We start from the raw sequence: 15661 nt of genomic DNA, 5'->3' as shown, positions 1-15661 counted from the left end.
CTTGCCCCCTCCCACATTTTGGCCTGTGTCGCCTCAACGAATGATTGCTCATGGCCCGATCTGGCAGATGCACAGTCAGTCAATGGACAATGCCCCAAGTGTCCTTAAGCTCAGATCGAAAGGGTATTTATCAACCGGTTTTCAGAACCTTATGCTTCGGCTCATTCCGTTGAATATCGAGCCGCTCATGACCCTTCGCCGCCCGTTTGCTGCTGTATTAGGATCGCTGGTTTTCTCCATCGCCGTGAGCGCCGACGCCCAGGAGACCCTGCGTATCGGCTATCAGAAATCCTCAACCCTGATCACCCTGCTGAAAACCCAGGGCACCCTGGAATAAGCCCTCAACGCCGACCACATCGACGTCAGCTGGCCGATATTCGGGTAATCGTGGTGGACCGCGGCCCGCAAATCGCAGCATCCATGGGCGATGGCACACGCCCGTCAATCATCGAAGCCAGCCGGGAATTGGGACTGCAATGGATACTGAATACTTCGGTGGCCTCGGTGGATGCCGGCGGGGTGAAGCATTATGTTCCGCCGAGAGACCGCGCCGGACTCTAATCCCGGCTCGGCCCCTTTGCAGCCGTATAGTCGCCTGTGTATGAACAACCCTAATATAGCTAAACCATCTAAAAAACTGTCAACTATGACAGTACCCAACCACACTTACTCCCTCTACCTTTAAATCACTTCAATACTTCACTACATATTGAAGATTTATAACTGAATACCCGTTCACTTCAACCAAGCCTTATACAAGGAGTACTGACATGGCATTTGTAAAAAACTATAAAGGATATGACATACATAAAGATCTAACAGGAGGGCGTTATGAAGGCGACAAATTAGTCGACCAATCAGAAGCTTACCGCTTTGAAAAAGATGGGGAAGCTAGCATCCTAACTTACGATTCCCTAAGCCGCATCGAGCAAGTCATTGACGATTGGGAAGCTCAAGACGACGACGAACCAAGAGATAGAGACGAATATTGATACACCAAGCAAAGTGGTCCTTACCCCAAAAACAACCACAGGGGATTTTATCTATTGATAAATCCCCTGTGGTATTTGTATGCACCGCGCTTACTTCACTGCCCTCTAGGTGCCTCACTACATGAGGAATGCCTGGCTACACTTGAATCCCACTATTGCGTCACCACACCCGTCCCAAACCGCCGAATCGCCAGGCAATATCCCACCAACGCCAGCGCCGCCAGCAACCCGCCCGCCGCGCCGATCCAGGCGAAGCCGAAGTGGCTGCCGACCCAACTGCCCATCAACGCGCCACCGCCGATGCCAATGTTGTAGATACCGGAGAACATCGCCATGGCCACGTCGGTGGCGTCCGGTGCAAGCACCAGCACTTTGGACTGCATGGCCAGGCCAAAGCCCATGATCGCCATGCCCCAGAAAATGCTCAACACCACCAGGTAGGATTCAGCACCGCTCAACGGCAGCATCAGCGCCAGGCACGCGGCGAGGATGAACACTGCGCCGATCACGAACAGGTGCGGGTTGAAGCGGTGCACCAGGCTGAACAACAACGAGCCGATAATGCCGGCACCGCCAAACACCAAGAGAATCAACGTCACCGCACTGCCACCCAGCCCGGCGACGCCTTCGACGAAGGGTTCGATGTAGCTGTAAGCGGTAAATTGCGCGGTGACGGTCATCGCGGTCAGCACATAGAGCGCCACCAGTGCAGGGCGCTTGAACAGCAGCGGCAGGCTACGCAGGGAGCCGGAGTTCTGGCTCGGCAACGGCGGCAGGGTGCGCGCCAGCCAGAACACCAGGGCCGCGGCGAACGCGGCGATCACCAGAAACGTGGTACGCCAGCCCATGGCCTCGCCAAGCAGGCGGCCTAAGGGAATGCCCAGCACCATCGCCAGGGACGTGCCCGTGGCCAACAGGCCAAGGGCCTGCACCTGCTTGCCCTCCGGCGCCAGGCGCACGGCCAGCGAGGCGGTGATCGACCAGAACAGGGCATGGGCCAGGGCGATGCCGACGCGACTGACCATCAGCAGGCCGAAGCTGGTGGCGACGCTGGAGAGGATATGGCTGGCGATAAACAGGCCAAACAATACGATCAGCAGCTTGCGCCGTTCGACGTTGCGGGTCAGCAGCATCACCGGCAGCGAGGTCAGGGACACGATCCACGCATAGATGGTGAGCATCAGACCGACGCTGGCCACGGGCATGTCGAAGCTGGCCCCAATGGCGCTGAGCAGCCCCACAGGCACGAATTCGGTGGTATTGAACACAAACGCAGCCAGCGCGAGGGCGATGACCGGTTGCCAATTGGCTTGGGGGGTTGCGGCTGAAAGGCTCATTGACGGGCGGGGTACTCTGGCGATGATCAAGCGGCCACCCAGGACAAGCGCCGCCGCCGAGCATTCTATAGGTTTCTCGCACGGCTGTTGATGCGGATCGTCGCCCGATGGCTTATGGCGACGTCATGGTAATGATGTAGTTGCCGGACTCAATGGGCTTGCCGGCGGCGTCTACCAGCAGATAGCGCTGGTCGTAATAGCGCCCCTCGCCGCTGTCTGCCACCAGCCGCACATGGGCCGCATTGACGCTGGCCACCGGCGCCACATGGCGCACCTCGAAGCGGCTGCCGCGACTCACTCTGGCACAGCCGCGCAGTTCCATCACCGACCCGCTGCGCGCATTTGTCGCACACCCCGGCTCGACGATGGCGCCAGTGAACCTGATGGTGCCCTGCCCGACTGTCTGCGCCGCGCCGCAGGTGCTTGCCCATAGGCAAAGAAGGCCTGTCACTACCGCAAATCGACGAACGTTCATGCCGAGACTCCTTCTTGGGTTAGTAAGAAGTTAGTCGTCGGCGCAGCGGTTAACTTGAGCTTATTTGTCTGGGAATGAGAGGTGCATCACGGATCCACCTGCCCCATCAACTCGGGGATGGTTTCCGGGCGCTGGGCATAACGCTGAGCCAGCGCCGCGCACACCATCAGCTGGATCTGGTGAAACAGCATCAACGGTAAAATCAGCACGCCCATGCTCGCCCCGGCGAACAGCACCTGGGCCATAGGGACGCCGGTGGCCAGGCTTTTCTTCGAGCCGCAGAACAGGATGGTGATGCGGTCTTCCTGGCTGAAACCGAATGCCTTGCCCAACAACGTGGACGCTACCAGCACCAACGCGAGCAATACGCAGCAGGCAACTACCAGACCGCCCAGTTGCCACAGAGGGATCTGGTGCCAGATGCCCTCATTGACCGCTTCGCTGAATGCGCCATAGACCACCAGCAGGATCGAGCCCTGGTCGACAAATTTCAGCCAGGATTTGTTGCGCCCGACCCAGTCGCCGATCCAGCGGCGGGCGATTTGCCCGGCAATGAATGGCAGCAGCAACTGCACGCTGATCTTCAGGATCGCGTCGACGGTGGAGCCGCCATCGCCGTGTACGTTCAGCAGCAGCGCCACCAGCAGCGGGGTCAGGAAGATACCGAACAGGCTGGAAGCCGCCGCACTGCAAATCGCCGCCGGGATATTGCCGCGGGCCAGGGACGTGAAGGCAATCGCTGATTGCACAGTGGCCGGCAACGCGCACAGATAGAGCATGCCCATGTACAGCTCAGTGCCGATCAGCGGCGACAGCACTGGCTTGAGCGCCAGGCCCAACAACGGGAACAGCACAAAGGTCAGGCTGAACACCAACAAATGCAGGCGCCAGTGGCCGGCGCCGGCGACGATGGCCTGGCGCGACAGCTTGGCGCCGTGCAGGAAAAACAGCAGCGCGATGGCCAGGTTGGTCACCCAGCCGAAGGCCACGGCGGTCTGGCCGCTGGCCGGCAGCAGCGAGGCAAGGATCACTGTGGCGATCAGGGTCAGGGTGAAGTTGTCGGGCAGAAAGCGCGGGCGGGTCATAAGCAAATCTTCCAGGGGTTGCCAAGAGCGTCCCGGCGACTCTAACGTAACGATCCTTTACCGACTAACGCCAATGAGCCAGTAAATGCCGCCAAAAGGACATGAAAAAACCGTGCGGCGCAGTGTGCCCGGGCTTTCCAGCCTGCCACGGCCGGTGTATGGGCGTACCGAGTCCTTGCCCAATCGGGCGCTGACAAGACGGCACAGCCACCCGTGGGTGCAGTTGTCCTACGCGATTTCCGGGGTGCTGGAGATCCACACCAGCGTCGGCCGTTTCGTCGCGCCCCCGCAGCGCGCCGTCTGGATTCCGGCAGGCATGCCCCATCGGGTGTTCAGTTCGCCCCATACCGAAATGCGCAGCTTGTACCTCGATTGCAGCGTCACCGCCTGGGCGGCCGAACGGTGTCAGGTGCTGGAAGTGAGCAGTTTTTTGCGCGAGTTGATCCGTAATTTCAGCCAGGTGCCGGTGGAATATGCTGAAGATGGGCCGGATGGGCGCCTGGCCCAGGTGCTGCTCGACCAACTTGCAGCCGCCCCCCAGGTGGATTTGATGCTGCCGCTACCCCACGACCCGCGGCTGCGGCAGATTTACCACAGCTTGAACCTGCACCCCGAGCAGCAGACCACCCTGGGGGATTGGAGCCCCAGGCTGGGCGTCAGCGAAAAGACCCTCAGCCGCTTGTTCCTCAAGGACACCGGGCTGACGTTCCGCGCGTGGCGCCAGCGCCTGCGACTGCTGAGCGCCCTGCCCGCCCTGGAGCGAGGCGAGCGGGTGACGGATGTGGCGTTGGGGTGTGGCTATGAATCGACCTCAGCGTTTATCAATGCATTTCGTCAGCAGTTCGATTCCACCCCCGGTGAGTTCTTCCGCTGACCCTCCCACGACGCAAATAATCCCCAAACCCACGCTCGGCTGGTATTGTGCCGCGCTTTGAAACACAGCAACCGACTGCGAGGAAATGGACGTTGAACACTGACGAAAAAATGACCGGGGACCTGTTCGAGGTCGATAAGCGCCTGTCACTCAAGCCCGTGGTGGACTTCAACGCCTACCTGCGCAGCGCCTTCGGCGATGGCCCCTGCACGTGCGTGCGTTGCGCTGCCAGTGACGGTGACGAAAGCGGCTATGAGTTCCAGCACACCTTCGCCTTCGACGCCAAGCCGGTGCATCGCCGTTTCGCTTCGACGGCGGGCAGCGATGTGTTGATGGCGTTGAAAAAGGCATGGCTGTCGTACACCAAGGCCGAGTTGCCGCTCAGTGGCGTGCTGGTGCTGGACACGGTCAAGGAGTTTGTCGAGCCGCAGTTGCACAAGCGCCTGGCGCCGTTGTTCGTGGCCAGTGGCTTGGTCAAGGATGTGGACGGCGAGTTGCGTATTCAGCCGCAAGCCATGGCCTGACACATCAAAAGGCGCCTGTGCGCAGCCCATCAATGGTCGCCGCGACTCTGAGCGAGCAAATGGTCGACCACGCTGCCCAGGCTGCCCACCTCATCGGCACCGTCGGCGCGGGCCTGGGCGTACCAACGTAACTGTTCGGTGGCACTGTTGCCGCGCCGCAGCAGCGCTTGCAGCGTATCGAACAGCCGCGGCTCGCTCAGGGCCTCTGCGGTGGCACCGAACGTCTGGCGCGCGCAGTGCAACCACTGTTCGGCGCTGCCCATGGCGCCTGTGTCGTCCAACGCAAAGTGACCGCCCGCGCCGTAGCGTTTGGCCTGCCAGCGATTTTCCTTGAGCAGCCAGCGCGTTTGCGCACAGAACCCGGCGCCGGGTCGCTCCAGGCCGCAGGCATGGGTGACCATGACGCGAAACAGCGTGGCCAGGGCCAGGGCATCCGCCAACCGCGGGCAGGCGTCGGTCATGCGCAGTTCGAGGGTTGGGTAACGCGCCGCCGGGCGAATGCCCCACCAGCCGTTGCCATCGGCCTTGATTGCACCCATGCGATGCAGCAACGCAAGATAGCGCAGGTATTCGTTCCAATCGGCGAAATGTTCCGGCACGCCCATGCGCGGCCATTCATCACAAGCGGCCTGGCGGTAGCTCATAAAGCCGCTGGGCGCGCCATCCCACAATGGCGAGGAGCAACTGAGCAGCAACAGCAGCGGCAGCCACGGTGACACCTGGTTCATCACGGCGATGCGGTCATGGGTGTGCGGCACCTGCACGTGCACATGCAGCCCGCACAATACGCTGCGCCGCGCTACGTATTGAATATCGTCGAACAACTGCTGGAAATGGGCTTGGTCAGTAGGCCGCTGTTCGCGCCAGTCGGCCAACGGATGGCTGCCGGCACACACCACGCCGAGGCCAAATTCACCCAGGCGCTGCGCCAGATTGCGGCGCACTGTCGCCAGGTAATCCGCGGCTTCAGCGCTGGCACTGAATACCGGTGACGCGACCTCGATCTGGCCCTGGAACATTTCATACGCAAAGCCTGCGCCGATCGCCTCACGACACGCCGCCAGCACCGCTGTCGAAGGCTCGCCGAGCATCCGGCGAGTGTGCAGATCGGTGATGAAGTATTCTTCTTCGATGCCGAAAGTGAGCATCAAGGGTCAACGCAGTCGGGTAACGGTGAGCGCAACCACCGCGATGCGCTCCACACGTTCATAGCCAGGTTTTTCCAGCTCCTCGCCGAAGACATCAGGATCCAGTTCGCGGTAGGTCCAGCCGTAGGCATCACTGCCCAGCAACGGCTTGACCGCGCCAAGGAAAGGATCGCCACCCGCCACCATCGCCACTCCGGTATACAGCAACAGGCTGCCGCCCAGAGCCAGGCGTGCGAGGGACTCGCTGACGATGCGCACCGACAACTGCTCCCCCAACGCCCCGCCACCATGGCGATAGGCACGCTGGCGGTCATCGTTCATGTACGGCGGGTTGGCGACGATCAGGTCGAACTGCCCTTCGACGCTGGCCAGCACGTCACTGTGGTACACGCTGACATTATTCAACCCGGCCAGCTCGGCGTTCACGGCGGTCAGGCGCAGGGCACGCGGGTTGATGTCCACCGCCAGCACCTGGGCGTCATGCCTGGCCCGGGCAACCACCAAGGCACCCACACCGGCGCCACAGCCAATGTCCACCGCACGCTTGAGCGGTTCGAAACGCTGCTGCAAATGGGCTTCGATCACCTGGGCAAAACGGTAGCTGTCGGGGCCGAAGAACACCGCATCCGCTTGTACCGTGGGATACGGCGAATGGGCGAACAGCAGATCGTCGAGGCTCGACCAACGCACCGTGCTGCGCCATAAGGCATCGTGCTTTTCGATCACATCGGCTTGCTGCAACTCTTCGCGAAACGCCTCGGGCAACAGGTCGTGGTCGAACGGCATCGACCAGCCGAATACGTCGCGCAGCGTCATCGCCAGCGGCGTCGCCAAACGCCGGTAGACGCGCTCATGGGTCAAGGGCGTCGGCGTAATGAAGCGGTAACCGCTTTCCTTCAACCCCCGGCCCAGGTTCAGCAAGGCACGATCAGCGAGTTGTTGGGCAGACATAGGCACATTCCTTAGCGCAAACGCGCACGCAGTTGGATAAAGCGGCGGGTGGCGTACAAGCCTGCGGGACTGCTGTGGCGCCGCGCTGACATCCATGGGATCAGCGCATTGAGCTGTTGCTCGTCGGGCAGGTTCCACAGTGAATCGGCCAGGGCCTGGGTGTCGGGGTCCGCCGGGCATTGCTGTTCGCGGGCAAGCCGACTGCCGCGCCCCGGCCGTACCGGCGGCACGCGCTGGCCGCTGGCCCAGTCACCGGCGATCCAGTCATGCAGCAGCTGTTTTTCCGCCGCGCTGAATACCCCGAACATCGCCGCGCCGGCCCCCTCGATCAACTGCCAGAAACGGCTGTCGGCAGGGTCCTGGTTGCGCTTGATCCAGCCCTTGTCCTGCAAGGCGGTGAGGAAATCGCCGATCTGCCCCGGCTTGGCCAGCCATTGGTTGACGGTCTGGCCTTCGAAGCGGCAGTAGTCCGAATGCATGTGCTGGCCGAAAGTGCGTTTGCGCTCAAGCATCGCGACCACTTCGTCGTGCAGGTTGAACTGCTGGATGACAGCCGTGGTACCCGGGCCAAGATCGTTGAGGCGATACCCAGCGGCGACGCGGCGGTAGAACGCGGCCCTGCCCTCGCCCAGCGGCAGCAGGCCCAACACCGATTGCGCGGCCTTGCTGGCGTGGCCGCTGCTGGCGTTATCGATGGTCACGTGGAGGGTGAAGTAATAGGGGTCGATGCCCAGTTCGCTGAGTTCGTAAGCGGTGATCAGCAGGTGCAGCGGCAACTGTTCGTAGCCCAGGTTGTAGCCGATGACTTCCGGCAGGAATTGGTCGGCGCACAGGCCCAGGGCCAGTTGCAGCGCACCTTGCAGGTAGTGCTCATCCTCAAGGCCGGCTTCGCTGTCGGCATCGTGGTCGCTGAGCAACTTGCGATAGATCACCACGTGGTTCTGCGCGGCCTCACCGTCGCCCAATTCCTCCAGATAGGTAGTGAGCAAGCCGTCGAAGCGCTGGTCTTGCCAATAGTGCAGCAGGCCGTAGAGCCAGGCGCCGTCCACCAGTTTGGTCGGTGCCACACGCTGCAGGACATACAACGCGTGGGCTTTGTTGTGAAAATAACGCCGTGGCCGGCCTTGCTGGCGCTGCTCAAGGTAGTCGGCATAGGCCTGGGCCACGACGGCGCAGCGCTGTTCGACCCAGGCCGCCAGGTGTTCGGGCGCTTCAGGCAAGTCGCAGTCGGTTTCCTCTACCTGGGCCAATTGATCCTGCAGGTAGTCACGCGCCAGTTCGGCGGCGTCTGGCGTTTCGCCGTACAGCTGTCGATACACCCGTTGATGGCGGCCCTGGGCCGAGTCGGTGAGAGAGGCCGGCTGGCCCGACAGCGCTGTAAGGAGTGTCATGATGGCAGTTTCCGCAAAGTCCGTTACAACGGGCCTTCCACAAGGTGGCCCCGCAAGAGCGCTCAACTTCACGCGCTTCTAGAATGCAGAGCGTCGGGGCGTGCGGAAAATTCAAATGAGGTTATGAAGGGGGGGATAAGCGGTCGCAGTAAAGGCGCTCGCTGATGAAATACGAAGGCGGGAGGCTCAGGGATATTCTTGCCGGGCGTGCAATACGTTGACTATTTCGATCCGCTCAGCAGTCACTCTATACACCAGCACATAATTGGGATGTACAACCACCTCACGAGTACCTGGCACCCGGCCGCACGGATACAGATAGGGGTGCTCAGCCAGTGGTAGAGGCGCGCCTTCCAGGCGGGTCTTGATGCGTCGTGCAGCGCCGGGGTTTTCTGCTGCGATAAAAGTCACGATATCAATCAGGTCGCCGATGGCTTCGTCAAGCCAAACAACGGCCAACATCAAGCCTTGGCCCGCTGCTCAAGCTCTGCTTGCAGAATAATCGCCTCAACTCGTGCCATGACCTCGTCATGAGGTACACCGGGGCCGGGGTTGGCCAAGCTTTTTTCGACTTTTTTACGAAACCAGAGATCATGACTACTCGCCTGCTCTTCGGTTTCAAACTCGGAAACAATTGGGGAAAGTTGAACACCCATCAGATAACCTCCTGTATGAATGCTCAGCAGTTTAGTCGCAACCTGGCGGGCTGTCTCGAACCACCGGATGAAATGCAGGGCGTCGCACTTCAAGCTTCAAACAAAACGGCACGTAAACGTGCCGTTGCGTCGTACTCACTCAGCGCTGTTACTTGCGCGCCGCCTCCCACTGCTTGAGCAGATCGTTGTAGTTCACGGTTTCACCCTTGGGCTTCTCGTTGGCCAGTTTCGGCTTCGGCGCGCCCGGCTGGTCGAACCAGTATTGCGCGTCACGCTCGGGGTTCATTTTCGGGCCGCACACCGGTTGCACCTTGGAGCGTTCCAGGCGCGTCATGATCGCGTCCTGCTCCTTGGCCAGATTGTCCAGCGCCTGTTGCGGGGTTTTCTCGCCGCTGGCGGCGGCGGCGATGTTGCTCCACCACAGTTGCGCCAGGCGTGGGTAGTCCGGCACGTTGGTGCCGGTAGGCGACCACTCGGTGCGCGCCGGGCTGCGGTAGAACTCCACCAGGCCCCCGAGCTTGGGCGCCATGTCGGTCATGGCCTGGGAGTTGATATCCGACTCACGAATCGGCGTCAGGCCCACGATGGTTTTCTTCAGTGACACGGTTTTGGAGGTGACGAACTGCGCGTACAGCCAGGCCGCGAGTTTCTGCTTCTCAGGCGTGGACTTGAGGAAGGTCCAGGAGCCTACGTCCTGATAGCCCTTCTTCATGCCCTTTTCCCAGTACGGCCCGACCGGCGACGGCGCCATGCGCCATTTCGGCGTACCGTCGGCATTCACCACCGGCAAGCCCGGCTTGACCATGTCGGCGGTAAACGCGGTGTACCAGAAAATCTGCTGGGCAATGTTGCCCTGGGACGGCACCGGGCCGGATTCGGAGAAGGTCATGCCCGCCGCTTCCGGCGGCGCGTAGGCTTTCATCCAATCCACATATTTTTGTGTGGCGAACACCGCCGCCGGGCCGTTGGTGTCGCCGCCGCGGGTCACGCTGGAACCCACCGGGTGGCAGTCCTCCACACGAATGCCCCACTCGTCCACCGGCAAGCCGTTGGGCAAACCCTTGTCACCGCCGCCGGCCATGGAAAACCACGCATCGGTAAAGCGCCAGCCCAGGGACGGGTCTTTCTTGCCGTAGTCCATGTGCCCGTAGATGCGCTTTCCGTCGATTTCCTTGACGTCTTCGCTGAAGAACTTGGCGATGTCTTCATAGGCCGACCAGTTCACCGGGACGCCGAGGTCGTAGCCGTATTTTTCCTTGAACTTGGCTTTCAGCTCCGGGCGTTCGAACCAGTCGGCGCGGAACCAGTAGAGGTTGGCGAACTGCTGGTCGGGCAGCTGATAGATCTTGCCGTCCGGCGCGGTGGTGAAGGACAGGCCGATAAAGTCCTTGAGGTCCAGGGTCGGCGAGGTGAAGTCCTTGCCTTCGTTGGCCATCAGGTCGGTGATGGACTCGGTCTTGCCGTAGCGAAAGTGCGTACCGATCAGGTCCGAGTCATTGACCCAGCCGTCATAGATATTCTTGTCGGACTGCATCTGGGTTTGCAGCTTCTCCACCACGTCGCCTTCCTGTAGCAGGTCGTGGGTCAGCTTGATGCCGGTGATTTCACTGAACGCCTTGGCCAGTACCTTGGATTCGTACTCATGGGTGGTGAGGGTTTCCGACACCACGTTGATCTTCATCCCACGGAAGGGCTCCGACGCCTTGATAAACCACTTCAATTCCTCAAGCTGTTGGGCTTCGGTGAGAGTCGAGGGCTTGAACTCGCTGCCGATCCATTTTTTCGCGGCATCTTCATACGCATCGGCCCAGGCCGAAGCGCTCAAACCGCTGAGGGCCAGTACGGCGGCCAATGAAATGCTATGTCGCAGCTTATTGTTTTTATTCAACATAGAGACCTCCTGGTTGTTTATTCATAAGGGCATTAGCCCCAACGCATCACACTCAACAGCCATAACAGGGAGAGCGCGGACGCCACCCAGATGCTCCAGTCGGTAACGCCGATGACCAGCAAATGCAGGTAGGCGCTGCCGAGAAGACCGATAAACAAGCGATCACCACGGGTGGTGCTGATCGGCAGCAACCCGCGCCGCGGAATGCTCGGCGAACGCAGTTCCCAGGTGGTCATGCCCGCCAGAATCAGGGCGATGCCACCAAAGAACAGCGCAGTGGGGGTGGTCCAGGCCATCCATTCCATCATCGACTCCTCTAGACCCGGCCCAGGGCAAAGCCCTTGGCCACGTGGTTGCGAACAAACCAGATCACCAACATGCCCGGGAGGATAGTCAATACCCCCGCTGCCGCCAGTACCCCCCAATCAATACCCGACGCAGAGACCGTGCGGGTCATTACCGCCGCGATGGGCTTGGCGTTGACCGAAGTCAGCGTGCGCGCCAGCAGCAGTTCGACCCAGGAAAACATAAAGCAGAAAAACGCAGTCACCCCGATGCCGGAGCCGATCAACGGAATAAAGATCTTCACGAAGAACTTGGGAAAACTATAGCCATCGATGTAGGCGGTTTCGTCGATTTCCTTGGGCACGCCGGACATGAAGCCTTCAAGGATCCACACCGCCAACGGCACGTTGAACAGGCAATGGGCCAGGGCCACGGCGATGTGCGTATCGAACAGGCCGATGGAGGAATACAGCTGGAAAAACGGCAGCAAAAACACCGCAGGCGGCGCCATGCGGTTGGTCAGCAGCCAGAAGAACAAGTGCTTGTCCCCCAGGAAGCGGTAGCGCGAGAACGCATAGGCTGCCGGCAACGCCACGCTCAGAGAGATCACCGTGTTCAGGCTCACGTAGTACAACGAGTTGAGATAGCCGGTGTACCAGCTCGGGTCGGTGAAGATCACTTTGTAGTTGGCCAGGGTGAAATCCTGGGGAAACAGGGTCAGGCCGCCGAGGATTTCGGTGTTGCTCTTGAACGACATGTTCAGCAGCCAGTAGATCGGCACCAGCAGGAACAGGATATAAATCAGTAACGGAATAAGCTTGCGCTTGCTCATGTCGGTGGCCTCAGCGGTTGGCGTCGGAATGGGTCATGGCGGTGTAGAACAGCCAGGACACCAACAGGATGATCAGGAAATACACCAGCGAAAACGCCGCCGCCGGGCCCAGGTCGAATTGGCCTACGGCCATCTGGGTGAGCGTCTGGCTCAAGAAGGTGGTGGCGTTCCCCGGCCCGCCCCCCGTGAGTACGAAAGGCTCGGTGTAGATCATGAAACTGTCCATGAAGCGCAGCATCACCGCGATCAACAGCACGCTTTTCATCTTCGGCAACTGGATATGTCGGAACACTGCCCAGGCCGATGCACGATCAATCCGCGCGGCCTGGTAGTAGACGTCCGGAATGGCCCTTAAACCCGAGTAGCACAACAGCGCCACCAACGAGGTCCAGTGCCACACATCCATCACCAGCACGGTGACCCAGGCGTCCATGGTGTTGGCCGCATAGTTGTAGCTGATGCCCATGGCGTTGAGGGTCGAACCCAGCAGGCCGATGTCGGCACGGCCAAAGATCTGCCAGATGGTGCCGACCACGTTCCATGGAATCAGCAGCGGAATGGCGAGGATAATCAGCACCAGCGATGACCAGCGCCCCTTGGTCGGCATGGTCAAGGCGATGGCGATGCCCAGCGGGATTTCAATCAGCAGCACACAGGCCGAGTAGATGAACTGGCGCAGCAACGAGTCATGCAAACGTGGATCGAGCAGCACCTGCTTGTACCAGTCGGCCCCGACGAAGTAGCGGCTGGACTGGTCGAAAATATCCTGCACCGAGTAATTGACCACGGTCATCATCGGGATCACCGCACTGAACGCCACCAGCAGGAACACCGGCAACACCAGCCACCAGGCCTTGTTGTTCTGCACCTTGTTCATGGCGCCACCTCCAGCAGGTAATCGTCGGCGTAAAGCATCAGCCATTGCGCGGGGAAGCTGATGGACGCCCTGCCCTCCGGCACCGGTTTGTCTTCGGCCAGGCGCACTTTGAGCGTGGCGCCGTCGAGGTTGAGGGTCATGATCTTGTAGGTGCCCAAGTCCTCCACATGCGTGACGTCGGCTTGCAGGGCGTCAGGGTTGTGGTCATCCCATACATGGATAAATTCCGGGCGGATGCCAACCTGGAGTTTTTTGCAGTCGGTCGCATGGATACGTTGCTGCAACGCGTCGGACAACGGCAGCAGTGTGTTGGCAAAGCCTACGCCGCCAGGCTTGGCCTGCACTTCGATCAGATTCATCCCAGGGCTGCCGATGAAATAGCCGACAAAGGTGTGGCTCGGCCGCTCGAACAACTCACGCGGTGTGCCGAACTGCACGATCTGCCCGCCGTACATCACCGCGATCTTGTCGGCGAAGGTGGAGGCTTCCAGTTGGTCATGGGTGACGTAGACCATAGTGATATTGAACTGCTCATGAATCTGCTTGAGCTTGCGCCGCAGTTTCCATTTCAGGTGCGGGTCGATCACCGTCAGCGGCTCGTCGAACAGGATCGCCGACACGTCATCGCGCACCAGGCCACGGCCCATGGAGACTTTCTGTTTTTCGTCGGCGGTGAGGTTGCGGGCTTTTTTGCTCAGCAGGGTTTGCAGGTCCAGAACTTCGGCGATTTCCTGCACCTTGCTGTGGATTTTCGCTTCGGCCATGCCCTGGTTTCGCAGCGGGAAGGCCAGGTTGTCGAACACCGTCATGGTGTCGTACACCACCGGGAACTGGAACACCTGGGCGATATTGCGTTTCTCCGGCGTGAGGTCGTTGACCACCTGGGTATCGAACAGCACCTGGCCCTCAGAGGGGCTGAGCAGGCCGGAGATGATATTGAGCAACGTGGACTTGCCGCAGCCCGACGGCCCGAGCAACGCGTAGGCACCGCCCTGCTCCCACACATGGTTCATTTCCCGAATGGCGTAGTCGTCAGGCCCTTTTGGCGTGGGGCTATAGCTATGGGCCAGGTTACGCAAATGGATCTCGGCCATCAGGCAACCCTCGCAACACGGCGCCCGGGGGCCTGGACCAAACGGCCCTGTCCATCGAACACAAACAGTTTATGGGTGGGGATATACACGCGGATCGGCGCGTCCACATCGTACTCATGCACCCCCGGCAAGTGCAGCACCAGCAGGAAGTGCTCGCTGCGCACATGCAGGAAGGTTTCCGAGCCGCTGATCTCGGCGACTTCCACGGTCACCGCCAGCTCCAGGTCATCGTCATTGCTCGGTACCAGGCTGATATGGCTGGGACGCACGCCGAAACGGAACTCGCCCTCGCCGATGGGGCGCAGGTCGACGTTGAGTGGGAAATGCACGAAATTGGCGAAGCTCACTTCGTTGCCGCTGATGCGCCCTGGCATCAGGTTGATCGGCGGTTCGGAGAACAGCTCAGCGGCCAGAACGGTTTGCGGCTGGTGATAGACCTCGGCGGCCTTGCCGCTCTGGATCACCCGGCCTTCGTGAAGAATGGTGGTGGTGCCACCCAGGGCCAGGGCCTCGTTGGGTTCGGTGGTAGCGTAAATGGCGATGGTGTGGCGCGCTTTGAACAGTTCGCGCATTTCCTGACGCAGCTCTTCGCGCAGTTTGTAGTCCAGGTTGACCAGGGGCTCATCGAACAGAATCAGTTCGGCGTCTTTGACCAGGGCGCGGGCCATGGCGGTGCGCTGCTGCTGGCCACCGGACAGTTCCAGCGGGTGGCGTTGCAGGAACTTCTCGATGCGCAGCATCCTGGCGGTTTCCAGCACCTTGCTCTGGATCAGCTCGTTGGACACACCGGCCTGGCGCAACGGCGAGGCGATGTTCTCGAATACGGTCATGGTGGGATAGTTGATGAACTGCTGGTAGACCATCGACACATTGCGCAGGCGTACCGGCTTTTGCGTAACGTCTACGCCGTTCATCAGGATGCGGCCGCTGTCGGGCTTGTCCAGACCAGCCATCAGGCGCATCAGACTGGTTTTGCCGGACAGGGTGCGACCGAGCAAGACGTTGAAAGAGCCGGCTTCAAAACGCAGGTTGGCGTCGTCGATCCAGGTTTGGCCGTCGACAACGCGGGAGACATGTTCCAGGGTCAATGACATGACACGACCTTTTTATTATTGGAATGAATCTGGCCAGGTGTCAGAGCGAGTTTCGTGCCAAAACTGCAAGCGCTTGATGCGTAAGGGAATGGGTTAATGGTGATGTTCAGGAGTGAACAAAGTGGCTGAACAACTGAACACTTTCGGGGTTGACA

At 60.4% G+C, this 15661-nt stretch carries 17 protein-coding genes and 2 pseudogenes; 5 read left to right on the top strand and 14 right to left on the bottom strand.

Annotated elements, in window-relative coordinates; translation table 11 throughout:
* Window positions 1-187: 187 nt before the first annotated feature.
* From E3O56_RS12295 to E3O56_RS12285, 3 genes and pseudogenes are all read left to right on the top strand, one after another.
* A pseudogene (locus tag E3O56_RS12295) lies at window positions 188-334 on the top strand (ABC transporter substrate-binding protein); the annotation flags it as partial.
* 35 nt (window positions 335-369) lie between these two features.
* Window positions 370-522 (top strand): annotated as a pseudogene (locus E3O56_RS12290) (NAD(P)/FAD-dependent oxidoreductase); the annotation flags it as partial.
* Window positions 523-770: 248 nt separating this feature from the next.
* Window positions 771-992, top strand: coding sequence for a hypothetical protein (locus E3O56_RS12285; RefSeq protein ID WP_103734592.1), 222 nt, complete (start codon window positions 771-773; stop codon window positions 990-992).
* A gap of 152 nt (window positions 993-1144) precedes the next feature.
* Here the strand turns inward: E3O56_RS12285 and E3O56_RS12280 are convergent, their stop codons facing one another.
* From E3O56_RS12280 to E3O56_RS12270, 3 genes are all read right to left on the bottom strand, one after another.
* Window positions 1145-2329, bottom strand: a complete 1185-nt coding sequence (locus E3O56_RS12280) for a sugar transporter (protein WP_248128335.1) — start codon at window positions 2327-2329, stop codon at window positions 1145-1147.
* 112 nt (window positions 2330-2441) lie between these two features.
* The gene (locus E3O56_RS12275; protein ID WP_248090015.1) at window positions 2442-2804 is read right to left on the bottom strand and encodes a type 1 fimbrial protein; all 363 of its coding nucleotides are present in this window, start codon (window positions 2802-2804) and stop codon (window positions 2442-2444) included.
* A gap of 86 nt (window positions 2805-2890) precedes the next feature.
* Window positions 2891-3889 (bottom strand): bile acid:sodium symporter family protein, encoded by a 999-nt coding sequence (locus E3O56_RS12270; protein ID WP_148853876.1) that lies wholly within the window; start codon window positions 3887-3889, stop codon window positions 2891-2893.
* An 85-nt stretch (window positions 3890-3974) separates the two neighbouring features.
* On the opposite strand from E3O56_RS12270, the gene E3O56_RS12265 reads away from it, so the two are divergent.
* Window positions 3975-4763, top strand: a complete 789-nt coding sequence (locus E3O56_RS12265; RefSeq protein WP_248128334.1) for a helix-turn-helix transcriptional regulator — start codon at window positions 3975-3977, stop codon at window positions 4761-4763.
* A 92-nt stretch (window positions 4764-4855) separates the two neighbouring features.
* Window positions 4856-5287, top strand: coding sequence for a hypothetical protein (locus tag E3O56_RS12260; RefSeq protein WP_148853875.1), 432 nt, complete (start codon window positions 4856-4858; stop codon window positions 5285-5287).
* A 29-nt stretch (window positions 5288-5316) separates the two neighbouring features.
* Here E3O56_RS12260 and E3O56_RS12255 read toward each other — a convergent pair whose 3' ends face one another.
* The 11 genes from E3O56_RS12255 to E3O56_RS12205 all read right to left on the bottom strand — a co-directional run bounded on the left by E3O56_RS12255 (window position 5317) and on the right by E3O56_RS12205 (window position 15506).
* Window positions 5317-6435 (bottom strand): carboxylate-amine ligase, encoded by a 1119-nt coding sequence (locus E3O56_RS12255; protein ID WP_248128332.1) that lies wholly within the window; start codon window positions 6433-6435, stop codon window positions 5317-5319.
* 6 nt (window positions 6436-6441) lie between these two features.
* Window positions 6442-7386: a class I SAM-dependent methyltransferase gene (locus tag E3O56_RS12250; protein WP_228308501.1), complete on the bottom strand. Its 945-nt coding sequence runs from the start codon at window positions 7384-7386 to the stop codon at window positions 6442-6444.
* 11 nt (window positions 7387-7397) lie between these two features.
* Window positions 7398-8777, bottom strand: a complete 1380-nt coding sequence (locus tag E3O56_RS12245; protein ID WP_248128331.1) for an iron-containing redox enzyme family protein — start codon at window positions 8775-8777, stop codon at window positions 7398-7400.
* Window positions 8778-8963: 186 nt separating this feature from the next.
* Complete coding sequence (locus E3O56_RS12240) at window positions 8964-9239, bottom strand: type II toxin-antitoxin system RelE/ParE family toxin (protein ID WP_032880728.1); 276 nt, start codon at window positions 9237-9239, stop codon at window positions 8964-8966.
* Window positions 9239-9433, bottom strand: coding sequence for a stability determinant (locus E3O56_RS12235; RefSeq protein ID WP_078821576.1), 195 nt, complete (start codon window positions 9431-9433; stop codon window positions 9239-9241). The genes E3O56_RS12240 and E3O56_RS12235 overlap by 1 nt, the downstream gene beginning before the upstream one ends.
* A 148-nt stretch (window positions 9434-9581) precedes the next feature.
* Window positions 9582-11324 carry an ABC transporter substrate-binding protein gene (locus E3O56_RS12230; protein WP_003192009.1) on the bottom strand — a complete coding sequence of 581 codons (1743 nt, stop codon included), beginning with the start codon at window positions 11322-11324 and terminating at the stop codon, window positions 9582-9584.
* 32 nt (window positions 11325-11356) lie between these two features.
* Window positions 11357-11629, bottom strand: a complete 273-nt coding sequence (locus E3O56_RS12225; RefSeq protein ID WP_003192011.1) for a DUF2160 domain-containing protein — start codon at window positions 11627-11629, stop codon at window positions 11357-11359.
* 11 nt (window positions 11630-11640) lie between these two features.
* Window positions 11641-12441, bottom strand: a complete 801-nt coding sequence (locus E3O56_RS12220) for a carbohydrate ABC transporter permease (protein WP_003232361.1) — start codon at window positions 12439-12441, stop codon at window positions 11641-11643.
* A 10-nt stretch (window positions 12442-12451) separates the two neighbouring features.
* On the bottom strand, window positions 12452-13318 hold the full coding sequence (locus E3O56_RS12215; protein ID WP_005789024.1) for a sugar ABC transporter permease: 867 nt from the start codon (window positions 13316-13318) through the stop codon (window positions 12452-12454).
* Window positions 13315-14412: an ABC transporter ATP-binding protein gene (locus tag E3O56_RS12210; protein WP_148853871.1), complete on the bottom strand. Its 1098-nt coding sequence runs from the start codon at window positions 14410-14412 to the stop codon at window positions 13315-13317. Before E3O56_RS12210 ends, E3O56_RS12215 begins: the two co-directional genes overlap by 4 nt.
* Complete coding sequence (locus E3O56_RS12205) at window positions 14412-15506, bottom strand: ABC transporter ATP-binding protein (RefSeq protein WP_057703149.1); 1095 nt, start codon at window positions 15504-15506, stop codon at window positions 14412-14414. Before E3O56_RS12205 ends, E3O56_RS12210 begins: the two co-directional genes overlap by 1 nt.
* Between the last annotated feature and the right edge of the window lie 155 nt (window positions 15507-15661).

Source organism: Pseudomonas sp. W2Aug9 (assembly GCF_023127755.1).
Classification (GTDB): Bacteria; Pseudomonadota; Gammaproteobacteria; order Pseudomonadales; family Pseudomonadaceae; genus Aquipseudomonas; species Aquipseudomonas synxantha_A.
The sequence above is the reverse complement of the archived record's forward strand: the minus strand, read 5'-3'. Positions and strand labels throughout refer to the sequence as shown.